This window comes from Embleya sp. NPDC059213, from assembly GCF_042754445.1.
Taxonomy (GTDB): domain Bacteria; phylum Actinomycetota; class Actinomycetes; order Streptomycetales; family Streptomycetaceae; genus Embleya.
In genome coordinates this window covers 41,210-54,138 of record NZ_JBHZAV010000058.1, presented here as the reverse complement: position 1 = coordinate 54,138, position 12,929 = coordinate 41,210, and the positions used below count along the sequence as shown (strand labels likewise).

The window sequence follows — 12,929 nt, the reverse complement described above, 5'->3', positions numbered from 1 at the left end:
TGTGAAGGGCCACCCTGGCCGCACGCACCGGCAGGCTCAGCGGGGCCGGAGCCGCGTCGATCGCACGCTCCAGCGCCGGCAGGCCGAGAGCGAGATTGCCGGAGACGAAGAACAACTCGGTGCGCACGTAGGCCGCCACCGCCGTCTGCACCTCGTCGTCCGCCCGAGCGGAAGCCCACCGCACCAGCTCGACCAGGCGCCCGGAAAGGTCGAAGTGGCCGTGCTTGTATGCCACAGCGTCCGCCGCCCGATACGCGGACGCGAGCAACCCTGCCGCCTCGCTCCGCCCCGGCTCGGGCAGTACACACACCGCCCGGGCGAGTTCCGTCAGCAGATCGGGCAGGGTTTGCGCGAGCAGGAGGTACTGCGACGCGAGGCGCCGGTCCACGGCCGTGTCCACCGCCTTCCGCAGTTCGGACAGCGTGCGAACCGGGCCGTCGGCCGGTATGTCGTAGGCGTCGATCGCCGCGCGCATCGCCGGGAGTTCCGCCGCGATGCGGCTGTCCGTCATTCCGCCGATCCCCAGCAGGCGGTTGATGTCGATGCCCAGGGCGTCGGCGATCGAGGTCAGGTTGTCGTCCGACGGATTGCGCGCGCCCTGCTCCACCTTGCGGAGCATGCTCAGCGACATGCCTGCCGCGTTGGCGAGTTCGAGCTGCGTCATGCGACTCGCGCCGCGGGCGGAGGCGACCCGGGCGCCCAGGCCCGTGCGCAATGGGGTGGCCATGAGCGCACGGTACCCGGACACACCGCGGCCCGGGACCGGTTCGCCCGGCTATCCCTCGATCAGACGCACGAGATCGGTGAGGCTGTCGACCGTCCACTCTGCGCGGTTCACGTCGGCATTGCCCGCCCACAGGTAGCCCCAGGGTCCGCGACGCACAAGCGCGGTTCTCAGGCCGGCCGCGCGCGCAGGGACGTGGTCGTTCGCGGGATGGTCGCCCACGTACAGGATCTCGTCGGGCTCGCCCGGCGCCCACTCGATCACGCGCTCGAAGAACGCGACATCGGGCTTCGCCACACCCCACTCCGCCGAGACGACGAGGTCGTCCACCGGCAGCGCCAGACCGCGCAGCAACTCCCCGGCCCGCCGGGTCTGGTTGCCGGCCACGCCGACCCACACCCCGGCGGCGCGCAGCGCGGACAGAGCCGGGCGCACATCCGGATACAGATCGGACTCGACGAGCATCTCGCCGACGCCGGCCGCCTCGCTCGCCGCGCGCTCCGCCTCCAGGTCCAATCCCGGCCGGATGAGGCGCAAAGCCTCGGCATTGTCCATGCCGAGCGCGGTCACCGCGCCGACCAGTGCGGACATCGTGTGGGGCGGGACGTCGAGCCACCTCGCCCAGCGGCCCCAGAATCGGACGTCGCTGGTCAGGGTTTCACCGACATCGAAGACGACGCTCTTGATCATGCGGGTCAGGCTAGGAGACGGGCGGGGCAATCGACAGTCCGGCAGCGCAGGGCGCATCCGTGGGCGCATACCCCACCCGTGTGCGCCGGCTACCGATCGCCACCACCGCGGTGTCACCCTGACCGCATGGACGAGCAGACCACCGACCCCCGCGTGCCCCGGCACACCATCGGCTTCGGCGGGCCCTGGCACCCCACCCCCGCCGAGCTCCGCACAGGACTCCCCGAAGATCTCCGCGACGACTTCGAACAGGAATACCTCGCCGCCCTCGCCGAGGCCCGCATCAACGGCAACCTCCTGCCGCTGGCCGAAATGCTCCCCGAGTGGGGCGTGACCATGCGCAACCGGCAGGACCCGCGCTGGCCGGAGATGCAAGAGGCCATCGACCGCATCAACGCCGGGCTGCCCGTCGAGACCGTCCCCGTCATCCCCCCGGAGCGACAGGAGTAGGACATGGCGTCGTACAAGGTCGAGTCGCTGTGCCAGCCCCAAGCGTGGCTGCGGTCCGCGCCCGCGCACGCGGTGACGGCGTACTGGGACATGGTCCACCGATTGCAGTGCGACCCGTACAGCGTGGGCTACGCGGACCGCCGGGCGAAGAACACCCGCGAGTACGCGTTCTGCGTGGAGGGGACCGCCACGTTCGTCATCGAGGAACGGTGCGTCACGGACGGTCGTCGGCATTCGCTGAGCCGCACGGCGTTGTCGGACCCGCCTCGTACAGCGCCGCGATGCACGACGAGCACATCGCCCAGGCCACCGCCTGCCGGGAAGCAGCCGACGTCGCAGTCAAAACACACGCCGGCCCCTTGCTCCCGCACGGCGAACTCCCCGCCGCCGGTACTCCCGAGCGGGCCACCTGGGATCACGTACGAGCCGCCTGGAGCAAGGAGTGGCAGCAGCTGAGCGCGAGGCTGTCGTTGGGCCGCACCGGGCCCGGCAGGCCGCGGAGCAGGGCGAGTCGTGAGCGCCGCGGCGCCGGGCGAACCGGTCGCAGGCAGCAGTGCGGCGAGCAGGTCCCACAGCCGAGGCGTCACGCAGCGTGGGCTGACGGGTCCGTGCCCCATCCGTGCCCCAATCCCCGCCTCCTGGCAGAGCAAGGCGCCGTCCGCTGCTCCCGTAGACGGACGGCGCCTGTCATGTTCGGCCAGGTCGGAGGGTGGTTCCCACGGATCCGGCCGAGGCTGAACGGGGCTACTCGCCCGTGTAGTTCACCTGGAGTTCCTTGATCCCGTTGATCCACGCGTGGCGCAGTCGCCGGGGATCGGCGGCCTTGGTGATGTCCGGCATCGCGTCGGCGATCGCGTTGAACATCAGGTTGATCTCCATCCGGGCCAGCGAGGCGCCCAGGCAGAAGTGCGGGCCGCCGCCGCCGAAGCCCAGGTGCGGGTTCGGGTTGCGGGTGATGTCGAACTTCGTCGGGTTCTCGAACACGTCGGCGTCGTAGTTGGCCGAGCTGTAGAAGATGCCGACTCGCTGCCCCGCCTTGATCTCCTGGCCGCCCAGGACGGTGTCCTGGGTCGCGGTGCGCTGGAAGGACATCACCGGCGACGAATAGCGCACGATCTCGTCCGCCGTGGTCTCCGGGCGCTCCGCCTTGTACAGCTCCCACTGGTCGGGGTTGTCGAAGAAGGCGAGCATGCCGTGCGTGATCGCGTTGCGCGTGGTCTCGTTGCCCGCGACGGCCAACAACAGGACGAAGAAGCCGAATTCGTCCGAGGACAGGCTGCCGTCGGACTCGGCGGTGATCAGCCGGGTGACGATGTCCTGCGCCGGGCACGCCTTGCGTTCCTCGGCCATGCCCATCGAGTACAACATCAGCTCGGCGGCGGCCTGCGCGCCCACCTCGGTGGACTCCGCGTACTCCGGGTCGTCGTAGCCGAGCATCTTGTTGGACCACTCGAAGATCTTCTTGCGGTCCTCCTGCGGTACGCCGATCAGCTCCGCGATCGCCTGCAACGGCAGCTCGCAGGCCACCTCGGTGACGAAGTCGCCCGAGCCCTTGAGCTTGGCGTCGCGCACGATCTGCGCGGCCCGCTCGGTCAGCGCGGCCTGGAGCGCGTTGATCGCCCGGGGGGTGAAGCCGCGCTGGACGATGCTGCGCAGCCGGGTGTGCTCCGGCGGGTCGATGTTGATCATGATGAGCTTCTGCGCATCGATGTTGGACATGTCCATGCCCTCGGCGAACCGGATGATCGCCGTGTTCTTGTTCGTCGAGTAGATCTCCGGCTTGGTGGAGACCTCCTTGACGTCCGCGTGCCGGGTGACCAGCCAGTAGCCGTCGTCGCCGAAGTTGGACACCTCGGGCGTCTGCGGGACCCACACCACCGGCGAGGTCTTGCGCAACTCGGCGAACTCGTCGAGCGGGATGCGCGTGGTGTACAGGTCGGGGTCGGTGGGGTCGAAGCCGTGGTCGAGGACCGGACACGTCATGGTGGAACTCCCGTTGCCGGAGGGTGTGCGAGGTCGCCGCGGGAACCGGCCGGGGACGGGTGCCGGAAAGCGCGGTGGTGCGGTGGCGCGGTGCTGCGTACTGGTACCGGTGGTGGGCCGGTGGTGTGCTGCCGGTCAGGCCCCGGCGACCGGGCCCGGTGCTCTGCGGCGGGGGCCCAGGAGCTTGCGGACCACGCCGCGCAGGATGCGGCCGAGTTCGTCGTCGGGCAGTTCCGCGAAGGCGGCGACGGCGGAGTAGATGCCGCCCATCGCCACGGCCGTGGACACGCGGTACTCGATCGAGTCGTCGACGTCGTCGAGGACTTCGCGCACCCGCGCGGTGATCGAGGCGAGTCGGGGCTGAATGGCGGGGTGGCGTCCGATCGAGACGTCGCGATCGAGGATGACGGCGAGGGTGCGATACCGGATGAGGAAGTCGACGTAGCCCTCGAAAAGCAGGCGCTGGCGAGCGGTGGTGCCGCGTCTGCTCTCGGCGACCTCCAACACTCGGTCCAGATCGTTCAGGGCCGGGCGCAGGAGGGCGTCGAGCAGTTCGTCCTTGGTGCGGAAGTGGTAGTAGAGGGCGGCCTTGGTCACCCCGACCCGATCGGCGATGGCCTGCAACGAGGTGCCGGCGAAGCCCTGTTCACCGAACAGTTCCTCTGCCGCCTGGAGCACCTTGTCATAGGTGTCCTCGGGTGCCGGGATCGCCACGGGTCCCCCTTCCTGTTGGGCATGAACATACGTCGACCTCTGCCAATCGACAAGGCTGATGGGGCGTCAATTTTCATCTCGGCACCGTTGTTCACAAGGAAAGCGGCTTGCCGTTCGGCCAGGGTCGGGGACGGCCGGACTGACGGTGGGGCAGGCCGTCCGGGTCCGTCCGGGCGGGGTGGAGTCGGACCGGCACGGCGACGCGGCCGGAGCGCCGAGGCGTCGGTGTCGGTCGTGTCCCGCCCGCGGTCGGGTGGTCGCGGGTAGGTTGCCGCCATGAGCGACTTCGACGCGCGTATCGAGGCGGAGCGGCGGCGACCGGCGGACCCGGCGGCCGGTGCGGACCCGGACGCCGGCGCGACGCCGGCCGGGCGCCGGCCTGCGGACTGGGCGCGGATCATCGAACGTGTCGAGGTGCTCCTGGTCGCGACGGCGGCGGAGTTGCACGGCCGGGAGGTCGCGATGTTGCCGGTCTTCGGTCGGCCGGCGACGCGGGGGCCGGCCCGGCTCCTGCGCCGCCGGCCGACCGTCGTCGACCGGCGGCGACCGGTCCTGGACCTGTTCTCGCTCGACGGCTCGGGTCGGCCGTTCCTGGAACGTGGCGCCGTACCGGCCGAGGAGATCTGGCTGCGCACCTCGCACCCCGGTCGGGCCCACGCGCTGCGCGCGGCCGTCCTCCGCGCCGGCCTGACCCCGGACACCCTGATCCTGCGCGCGGGGCCGCCGATCGTGTTCGATGCCGACGAGGCCGCACGCACCGACCGCGCCGGCGGCTGTTTCGGTGTCGCGGCCGACGGCACGCTGCTGGTGCATCCGCCGGCGGCCGACGCCGCGCCGATCCCGCTGGTCGACGTCCTCGCCACGGCGGTGGCGAACGCCGCGCCGCGGCCCTGACCGGCGCGGCCGGCGAAGCACCCGAGCCGGCCTCCCCGCGGTCGCGCTCGACACCGACGGCCGCCCGCCGCCCGGCGGCCGGATCAGCGCACGGCCTCCGCGTACATCCCCCCGCCGCTGCCGCGCGCCCGCAGCGCGGCCCACAACCGCTGGGCCCGCTCCGCCGGCATCGCCGCCGCGCCCCGATCCGGCGTCAGTAGATGCCAGGCCCGCAACTCGTCGGTCTGGAGCCGGATTTCGGCAAGCCGGTCCGGGCCCAACACGCCGCCGTCGAACAACCAGCGCATCCCCCCGCGGTGCCCGTCCACCGGTGCCACCCACTGCGCCACGAGCAGGTTCGGCGGCCCCTCCAGCACGATCCCCAGCTCCTCCCGCACCTCGCGGACACAGCCCGCCCAGGGCGACTCCCCCGGTTCGAGGATCCCGCCGGGAAACTCCAACCCCGGCTTGTAGTCCGGCTCGACGAGCAACACCCGCCCCTCGCCGTCGAAGAACAACGCCCCGGCGGCGGCGGTCAACCCACCCGCCGCACCGCTCTCCACCAGGCTGTCCGCATGGGTGTCCATGACCACGAAGTCTGACCCAGCCTCCGCCCCACCGCCCGAACGGGGTCCCGCCCCGGCCGCCGTCGCCTCGATTCAGGGGCGCGTCACCAGGCCCAGGACGACCACGTCGACCAGCTTGGGCAAACGCTCGGGATCGTCGCCGTAGCGCTGCTCGTGGGCCCAGGCGATGCCGTGCGCGAGGGTGAACAGCTCGTCCGTGTCGACGTCCGGGCGCACCTCCCCGGCCGCCTGGGCACGGGTGAGCAGCTCGGCGCCGGCGGCGCGCATCGCGTGACAGGAGGCGTACAGCTCCGAGTTCTCGTCGGCGAGCGTGTTCAACAACGTCGCGCTCATCCCCCGGAACGTGCCCGCGCCCTCGATCAGCAGCCGCAACCACGTGGCCAGCGCGTCGCGCGCCGCCGGGCCGTCGCGCAACGCCCGTGCCCGCGCGGCGAGTTTGTCGAACCGGTCCCGCACCACCGCCTCGACCAGCGCGTCGCGGGTGGGGAAGTGCCGATACAGCGTGCCGATGCCGACCCCGGCCCGGCGGGCGAGGTCCTCCAACGACGCGTCCACGCCGTGCTCGGCGAACAACAGCCGGGCCTCGGCGAGCAGGCGCTCGTAGTTGCGGCGGGCATCGGCGCGCATCGGTCGGGTCATCGGCGTTCCCTCTCGGACGTTGTCAAACGGAGCCTGCCTCCATATGGTGAGACAGGCAAATCGGAGGCAGCCTCCGAATAACCGGGAAAGGACACCCGATGACGCACGACAAGACCGCCCTCGGCCGGCTCGGCCTGTGGACCTTCGCGTTCGACGGGCAGCCCGCCGGCGCGGTACGCGAGGCGGCGGCCGAGATCGAGGAACTCGGCTACGGCGGCCTGTGGGTCGGCGAGGGCATCGGCCGCGAGGCCACCACCCACGCCCAACTCCTGCTGGCCGCGACCCGGACGCTCCCGGTCGCCACCGGCATCGCGATCATGTCCGAACGCACCCCGCGGCTGATGGCCGCCGCCGAGCGCACCCTCAACGAGGCGTACCCGGACCGCTTCGTGCTGGGCCTGGGCGGCCACCGCGCCGCGGGCCAGGCGGACCTGGCCGGCATGCCCAAGGCGAACACCGCCCCCGCCGTCGCCACCGTCGGCGCCTACCTGGACGAGATGGACGCCGCCGTCCTGGTCGCCCCCGCGCCCGACCGCCCCGGCCGCCGGGTGCTCGCCGCGCTCGGCCCGAAAATGCTGGCCCTGGCCGGGGCCCGGACCTGGGGCGCGCACACCTACCTGGTGCCGGTGGAGCACACCGCGGCGGCCCGCGCGGCGATGGGCCCGGACCCGTACCTGTCCGTCGCGCTCACCGCGGTCCCGGACACCGACCGCGCCCGGGCCGTCGAGGTCGCCCGCGGCTTCACGGCCGGCTACCGGGTCGCCCGGCACCAGGCGAACAACCTGCGTCGGCTGGGCTTCACCGAGGCCGAACTCGACGGCGAGGGCACCCGCCTGGTCGAGGCACTGTGCGCCCTCGGCGACACCTCGTCGATCGCCGAGCGCGTCCGGGCCCACCTGGACGCGGGCGCCGACCACGTCTGCCTCCAGGTCCTGACCTCCGACCAGGGCCGAATGCCGCTCGCGCAGTGGCGCGAACTGGCGGCCCTGACGTCCGAATTCGGATAGCCCGCAGTCGCCCCGCCGGCTCGGCCCGCGTAGGCTCCCCGGCATGGTTGAACCCACCTTCGTCCCGGCGGAGTTCGTCGTGCCCGCACCGCCGAGCACCGCGTCCTTCCGGTTGGAGCCGCTGGCCGCCCGGCACAACCGGGCCGATCTGGCCGCGTGGTCCTCCAGCATCGAGCACATCCGGGCCACCCCCGGCTACGCCGATCGCCACTGGCCACCCCTGGACGGGCTGAGCGCGGACGACAATCTGCGCGACCTGGTCCGGCACGCCGACGACTTCGACAAACGCACCGGCTTCACCTACACCGTGCTCGACAACGGTGGCAACGCCGGCGACTACGACGTGATCGGCTGCGTCTACATCTATCCCGACCACGACGACCCCACCGTCACCTCGGTGCGTTCCTGGGTCCGGGCCGATCGGGCCGAACTCGACGAGCCGGTGTACCGCGAGGTCAGTGCGTGGCTGGCCGAGCACTGGCCGTTCGAGCACGTGCGCTACGCGAAACGGTAGCCGGCACCGGCCCGGCCGCGATCACCCCGGCCGGGCCGCCGCCCACCAGGGCCCCTCGTCCCGATCGGCATCGGTGATCGCGTCCGCCAACGAGGCGAAGGCGTACGTGCGTCGCGGGTCCCAGTCGGTACTGCGCAACAGCCGATCACGCATGCCCGCCCAGCCCGGCGCGGTACCCGCCACCACCCACGCGTCCGGAGCCTGCGCGGTCAGCCGCAACGCCGGGCGCAACCACGAGGCCGCCTGCTCGGGCCAGGAGACGACGGCCGGCACCTCGCCCGGCCAGGCCGCCGCGAGCGCGTGCGCCGCGGCGGTCGAGGCGCGGTCTCGCCCGTGCCCGATCGCCAGCGTCCGGCAGCCGGCCAACCGACCCAGCAACTCGGCCAGTTCGGCGTCGGTGTGCGGCGCCGGCAGGCGACCCTTCCAGCGCGCGTAGGGCTCCGGCAGACACACCGCGCAGGGCCGGAACCCGGCCGCGATCGCGGTGGCCTCGTCGGCGAAGAACACCCGACTCGCGACATAGCCGCCGCGCGCGATCGCCCGCAGCGCGCTGCGACAGTGCAACCGCCCGTACAGCCGACCGTTCGTGGTGCCGCCCAGCGTGCCGGGCGTCGCGCTGCGGTAGGGCCGCCCGTCCGGCCCGATCAGCGTGTACCGCACGTCACGCCGCATCGTGGAAGACCAGGCCGAGGGTGCGGCGCAGCCCGGTGTGCACGGTGCTGACGCCGTGCCGCATGGGCGCCGCGGACCAGCCTCGGGCCGAGCGGATCGGCCGGTCCCGGGTGGTGAAGATCAGCCCGTGCCCCTGCGGCAGGCTGATCGCGGTGCCGCGCGACTGGGCCCGGAACCGCTGCTCGGCCATCAGGAACTCGCCGCCGGTGTAGTCGACTCCGGGTTCGTCCAGGCCGATCACCACCTGGAGCGGGAAGACCAGGTCGCCGTACAGGTCCCGGTGCAACGCGTTCCAGTCGCCCGGTCCGTAGCGCAGCAGGATCGGGGTCGGCCGGGTCTGGCCCGCTGCGTGACACATCGTCAGCCACTCGTCCAGGGTGTCCGGCCAGGGCGCGGGCCGACCCAGGCGGGCGGCCCAGGCCCGGGCGATCGGCAACAGGTGCGGGTAGCAGGACGCGCGCAGCGTCGCGATCGGCTCGGGCACGGGCGCGGCGAAGTAGCGGTACCGGCCGGAGCCGAACCGATGCCTGGCCATGTCGATGGTGGCCCGGAAGAGTTCCGGGCGGTCGTACAGTTCGGCGATCTCTCGGCAGGTGTCCGGGTCCAGGATCCGGTGGGTCAACGCGTGGCCGTGTTCGTCCACGTGCGCGGCGAGTTCCGAGGTGGTCGCCGGCTCGGCCGCGAAGAGCGTGTCCACCACGATCACCGCACCCGCGCCGCGAGCGCGCCTTCGTGCACGAGCAGGTACTCCTTGCGGTCCAGGCCGCCGGCGTACCCGCGCAGCGCGCCGTCCGCGCCGATCACCCGGTGGCAGGGCCGGACCAGGAGCAGCGGGTTGGCGCCGATCGCGGTACCGACCGCGCGCACGCCCGCCCGCGAGGTGCCCGCCCGCTCGGCGATCGCACCGTACGTGGTGGTGGTGCCGTAGGGGATCTCGTCGATCGCGGCCCAGACGCGTTCCTGGAAGGCCGAGCCGCGCGGTGCCGTCGGCAGGTCGAAGTCGTGCAACTCGCCCGCGAAGTAGGCGGTGAGTTGGCGGACCGCCTCGGCGAAGGCGGCCGGGTCCGGGCGTGAATCGGCGGGCACGGCGGCCCCGCCCTTTTGCCCCGGGACGGACAGCGAGGCCAGCGCGAGGGTGCCGTCGGGACGTTCGTCGCCGATCAGCAACAACTCGCCGAGGGGGCTGTCGAGGGTGGTGTGGACGGTCATGAGCGCTTCCTTCGTCGAGGCCGCGACGGCTGTCGCGGGCAGTGGTCGGACACCGTGTGCACTGGTCACAGGTGCTTCCGGATTCCACTGTGCGCGCTCGCGGGCCCATCGTCCGGCGGGAATCGGACATCGCGTTGGGCCCGATGCGGGCCGAGCCGGCGAGCCCGCGTTCGGGCAGGATGGTCCGATGATCGAAACCGAGCGTCTCCTGCTCCGCCGCTGGCGTGCCGACGACCTGCCCGCGCTCACCGCGCTGAACGCCGACCCCGAGGTGATGCGCTACGTGGGCGACGGTCTGCCGCGTACCGCCGAGCAGAGCGCCGCCGCCCTGGCCGCGTACGAACTCGCTTGGGAGAACCGCGGCTTCGGCCTGTTCGCGGTCGAACTGCGTACCGCCGAACCGGGCCCGGTCGGCGCGTTCGCGGGCTGGGTGGGCCTGGCCGTGCCGGAGTTCCTGCCCGAGGTGCTGCCCGCGGTGGAGATCGGCTGGCGGCTGGCCCGCCCGTACTGGGGCCACGGCATCGCCACCGAGGCCGCCGTCGAGGTGCTGCGCTTCGCGTTCGAGTACGCCCGACTGCCGCGGCTGGTCTCCATCTGCCACGTGGACAACACCGCGTCCGCCAAGGTGATGGACAAACTGGGCATGACCGAGGAGCGCCGCACCACCGTGCCCGTACAGGGTCGACCGGTCCTGGTCACCGAACTCCCGCGTGGCCGCTACCTGCGCACCCGGCACTGAGTCGCCGGACGACACCGCTCGGGCGCGGCCACCCGGCGATCACCCCGAAACGCAGAACTCGTTGCCCTCCGGGTCCTGCATCGTGGTCCAGTTCAGCCCCGGTACGTCGCGTTCGGCCACCACCTTCGCGCCCAGCGCCACCAATCGCTCGACCGCGGCCGTGCGGTCCGCCGTGGAGAAGTCCACGTGCACCCGGTTCTTGCCGGCCCGCTCCTCCGGCACGCGCTGGAAACCCAGCACCAGGGGCTGGGCCGCGACCATCACGAACTCGCCGAAGTCCTGGGCGATCTCCACGCCCAGGGCGTTCGCCCACCAGGCGGCCAGCGGGCCGGGCTCGGCGCAGTCGATCGTGATCATCTCTTGCTTCAATTCCATACCCGCACGATAGGAGGCCGGTGTGACAATCCCGCTTCCTTTCCGCCGGAGTGTCGCGGCTCACGGACGCTGCCGCGGCCCACACCGACGGCCCCGACGGGTCCCGCGGCACCGCGGTCAGGAGCGGACGATGCCTCGGATCAGGGTACGAGCGGTGCTCGCGGCGAACTCGGCCACCGTCGGCCCGTCCTCGATGCCCATGAAGTGCCGTAGGAAGGCCCGCTGGTAGCACGCGCCGAGCAACATCGCGGCGGCGGCCTCCGGGTCGGCGTCCGGGTCGATCCGGCCCCGGTCGCGTTCGACCGTGAGGTAGGCGGCGAGCAGGCGCAGCGGGACGTGCGGGCCCGCGCCGATGCCGCGCAGCGCCTCGCGGTGGCGTTGCAACAGCGCGGGTTCGGCGAACAGCGACGAGGCGATCGGCATGCTCTGTTCGTAGAACTCGGCGGCCCGGCTCGCGATCGCGGCCAGCCGGCGCTCGACCCGGTCGGCCGCCTCGGATCCCTCGGAGTCGTGGGATCCGTCGGAGCCGTCGGAGCCGTCGAGTTCGTCGGCCCCGTCGAGTGCTTCGGCCCCGTCGGCCCCGTCGGGCTCGTCGGGCTCGTCGGCGAGTCGGGCGAGTTCGGCGAGCAGCGGGCCCAACGGTGGCAGCCGCTCCTGGAGGACCGCGACGAACAGTTCCTCCTTGCCGGTGAAGTGCTTGTACAGCGCGGCCTCCGAGCAACCGGCGGCGCGCGCGATCTCCTTGGTCGTGGTCCGCGCGAGGCCGAGGGTGCGCATCAGGTGCTCGGCGGCGTCCAGGATCCGCTGCCGGGTGGGCACGACGGGTCGCGGCGCCGAATGCGGCTCCCGCTGCCGGCCTTCGGGGCGGGGTGGGTTCGGCATCGCGGCGGTCGTCCGTTCGTCGTGGGTGGGGTGATCCGGGGGCTTCGGGTGCCTCCGATGGGTTCGGGGCGATCCGTCTCGCGGACTTGACGTGGTGGTGAGCAAGTATTCACCATGTGCGGGTGAGTGAGTATTCACCCACCTTCACTCACCCACCTCGGGAGGCAGAAGATGAGACTCACCGTTTTCGGGGCGAGCGGTGCCACCGGCGAGCACGTCCTGCGCCATGCCGCAGCCGCCGGACACAAGATCACCGCCGTGGTCCGGGCGCCGTCCCGCCCCGCCTTCGAACACCCGAACATCGAGCTGCTGCGGGCCGACGTGACCGATCCGGCCGAGCTGCACGAGGCGATCGAGGGCCACGACGCGGTGTTGTCCGGGATCGGACCGCGCGGCCGCAAGAGCACCGGGATCGCCGCGGCGGCGACCGCCGCGATCCTGACCGCGATGGCCGACACCGGCGTGCGCCGGCTGGTGACGATCAGCGCGGCGCCGGTGGGCCCGACGCCGCGCGAGGACTCGGTGTTCGTGCGCGGCGCGCTGATCCCGATGCTGCGCGCGTCGCTCAGGACGGTGTACGCCGACCTGGCGGCGATGGAGGCCGAGTTGGCGCGCAGCGACGCCGACTGGACCGCGATGCGGCCGCCGATGCTCACCAAGGGCCGCGGCACCGGCACCTACCGCACGCAGATCGGCGGCAGCGTCCCGCGCGGCAGCACCATCGCCCGGGCCGACCTCGCGCACGCCATGCTCGCGATCCTGGACGACCCGGCGACCTACCGCCGACCGCTGGGCATCGCGTACTGAATCGCCGAGGCACCCGGCCGAGCCGCCCGATCGCCCGCCGGTGGGATCGCCACGAGTCGGGTAC

17 protein-coding genes are annotated in these 12,929 nt (G+C 72.3%); 6 read left to right on the top strand and 11 right to left on the bottom strand.

The features are described 5' to 3' along the window. A partial coding sequence (locus ACFXMF_RS22320) for a helix-turn-helix domain-containing protein (protein ID WP_380020740.1) occupies positions 1 to 727 on the bottom strand: 727 nt, incomplete at its 3' end. A gap of 48 nt (positions 728 to 775) precedes the next feature. Further along, complete coding sequence (locus tag ACFXMF_RS22315) at positions 776 to 1,414, bottom strand: HAD family hydrolase (RefSeq protein ID WP_379989688.1); 639 nt, start codon at positions 1,412 to 1,414, stop codon at positions 776 to 778. A gap of 126 nt (positions 1,415 to 1,540) precedes the next feature. Between ACFXMF_RS22315 and ACFXMF_RS22310 the strand changes: the two genes are divergently transcribed. Further along, positions 1,541 to 1,864, top strand: a complete 324-nt coding sequence (locus ACFXMF_RS22310; protein WP_379989687.1) for a DUF6247 family protein — start codon at positions 1,541 to 1,543, stop codon at positions 1,862 to 1,864. Positions 1,865 to 2,608: 744 nt separating this feature from the next. Here the strand turns inward: ACFXMF_RS22310 and ACFXMF_RS22305 are convergent. Next, on the bottom strand, positions 2,609 to 3,847 hold the full coding sequence (locus ACFXMF_RS22305; RefSeq protein WP_379989686.1) for a cytochrome P450: 1,239 nt from the start codon (positions 3,845 to 3,847) through the stop codon (positions 2,609 to 2,611). Between the two features lie 135 nt (positions 3,848 to 3,982). Next, the gene (locus ACFXMF_RS22300; RefSeq protein ID WP_360311719.1) at positions 3,983 to 4,561 is read right to left on the bottom strand and encodes a helix-turn-helix domain-containing protein; all 579 of its coding nucleotides are present in this window, start codon (positions 4,559 to 4,561) and stop codon (positions 3,983 to 3,985) included. Between the two features lie 276 nt (positions 4,562 to 4,837). Here ACFXMF_RS22300 and ACFXMF_RS22295 point away from each other — a divergent pair, with 276 nt between their 5' ends. Continuing rightward, positions 4,838 to 5,455: a hypothetical protein gene (locus ACFXMF_RS22295; protein ID WP_380020739.1), complete on the top strand. Its 618-nt coding sequence runs from the start codon at positions 4,838 to 4,840 to the stop codon at positions 5,453 to 5,455. Between the two features lie 83 nt (positions 5,456 to 5,538). On the opposite strand, the gene ACFXMF_RS22290 is transcribed toward ACFXMF_RS22295, so the two are convergent. Both ACFXMF_RS22290 and ACFXMF_RS22285 read right to left on the bottom strand, forming a co-directional pair. Then, positions 5,539 to 6,021: an NUDIX hydrolase gene (locus ACFXMF_RS22290; protein WP_360311715.1), complete on the bottom strand. Its 483-nt coding sequence runs from the start codon at positions 6,019 to 6,021 to the stop codon at positions 5,539 to 5,541. Positions 6,022 to 6,093: 72 nt separating this feature from the next. Then, on the bottom strand, positions 6,094 to 6,660 hold the full coding sequence (locus ACFXMF_RS22285; RefSeq protein WP_379991105.1) for a TetR/AcrR family transcriptional regulator: 567 nt from the start codon (positions 6,658 to 6,660) through the stop codon (positions 6,094 to 6,096). 98 nt (positions 6,661 to 6,758) lie between these two features. Here ACFXMF_RS22285 and ACFXMF_RS22280 point away from each other — a divergent pair, with 98 nt between their 5' ends. After that, positions 6,759 to 7,667, top strand: a complete 909-nt coding sequence (locus tag ACFXMF_RS22280) for a TIGR03620 family F420-dependent LLM class oxidoreductase (protein ID WP_379991104.1) — start codon at positions 6,759 to 6,761, stop codon at positions 7,665 to 7,667. 43 nt (positions 7,668 to 7,710) lie between these two features. Beyond that, a complete protein-coding gene (locus ACFXMF_RS22275; RefSeq protein WP_360311709.1) occupies positions 7,711 to 8,181 on the top strand; it encodes an N-acetyltransferase in 471 nt (156 codons plus the stop codon). Positions 8,182 to 8,202: 21 nt separating this feature from the next. Here the strand turns inward: ACFXMF_RS22275 and ACFXMF_RS22270 are convergent, their stop codons facing one another. Genes ACFXMF_RS22270 through ACFXMF_RS22260 form a run of 3 tightly spaced genes read right to left on the bottom strand, consistent with a single transcriptional unit; the run spans position 8,203 to position 10,062 of the window. Continuing rightward, positions 8,203 to 8,853 carry a hypothetical protein gene (locus ACFXMF_RS22270; RefSeq protein WP_360311707.1) on the bottom strand — a complete coding sequence of 217 codons (651 nt, stop codon included), beginning with the start codon at positions 8,851 to 8,853 and terminating at the stop codon, positions 8,203 to 8,205. Continuing rightward, positions 8,843 to 9,559 (bottom strand): 2OG-Fe(II) oxygenase, encoded by a 717-nt coding sequence (locus tag ACFXMF_RS22265; RefSeq protein ID WP_379991103.1) that lies wholly within the window; start codon positions 9,557 to 9,559, stop codon positions 8,843 to 8,845. The genes ACFXMF_RS22270 and ACFXMF_RS22265 overlap by 11 nt, the downstream gene beginning before the upstream one ends. Continuing rightward, positions 9,556 to 10,062 (bottom strand): methylated-DNA--[protein]-cysteine S-methyltransferase, encoded by a 507-nt coding sequence (locus ACFXMF_RS22260; RefSeq protein WP_360311703.1) that lies wholly within the window; start codon positions 10,060 to 10,062, stop codon positions 9,556 to 9,558. The genes ACFXMF_RS22265 and ACFXMF_RS22260 overlap by 4 nt, the downstream gene beginning before the upstream one ends. Positions 10,063 to 10,249: 187 nt before the next feature. Here ACFXMF_RS22260 and ACFXMF_RS22255 point away from each other — a divergent pair, with 187 nt between their 5' ends. Beyond that, positions 10,250 to 10,801: a GNAT family N-acetyltransferase gene (locus ACFXMF_RS22255; protein WP_379991102.1), complete on the top strand. Its 552-nt coding sequence runs from the start codon at positions 10,250 to 10,252 to the stop codon at positions 10,799 to 10,801. Between the two features lie 39 nt (positions 10,802 to 10,840). Here the strand turns inward: ACFXMF_RS22255 and ACFXMF_RS22250 are convergent, their stop codons facing one another. Both ACFXMF_RS22250 and ACFXMF_RS22245 read right to left on the bottom strand, forming a co-directional pair. Then, complete coding sequence (locus ACFXMF_RS22250) at positions 10,841 to 11,176, bottom strand: VOC family protein (protein ID WP_360311699.1); 336 nt, start codon at positions 11,174 to 11,176, stop codon at positions 10,841 to 10,843. Between the two features lie 117 nt (positions 11,177 to 11,293). Continuing rightward, complete coding sequence (locus ACFXMF_RS22245) at positions 11,294 to 12,058, bottom strand: TetR/AcrR family transcriptional regulator (protein WP_379991101.1); 765 nt, start codon at positions 12,056 to 12,058, stop codon at positions 11,294 to 11,296. A gap of 171 nt (positions 12,059 to 12,229) precedes the next feature. Here ACFXMF_RS22245 and ACFXMF_RS22240 point away from each other — a divergent pair, with 171 nt between their 5' ends. After that, positions 12,230 to 12,865 carry an NAD(P)-binding oxidoreductase gene (locus ACFXMF_RS22240; protein ID WP_360311695.1) on the top strand — a complete coding sequence of 212 codons (636 nt, stop codon included), beginning with the start codon at positions 12,230 to 12,232 and terminating at the stop codon, positions 12,863 to 12,865. The last annotated feature ends 64 nt before the right edge of the window (positions 12,866 to 12,929 follow it).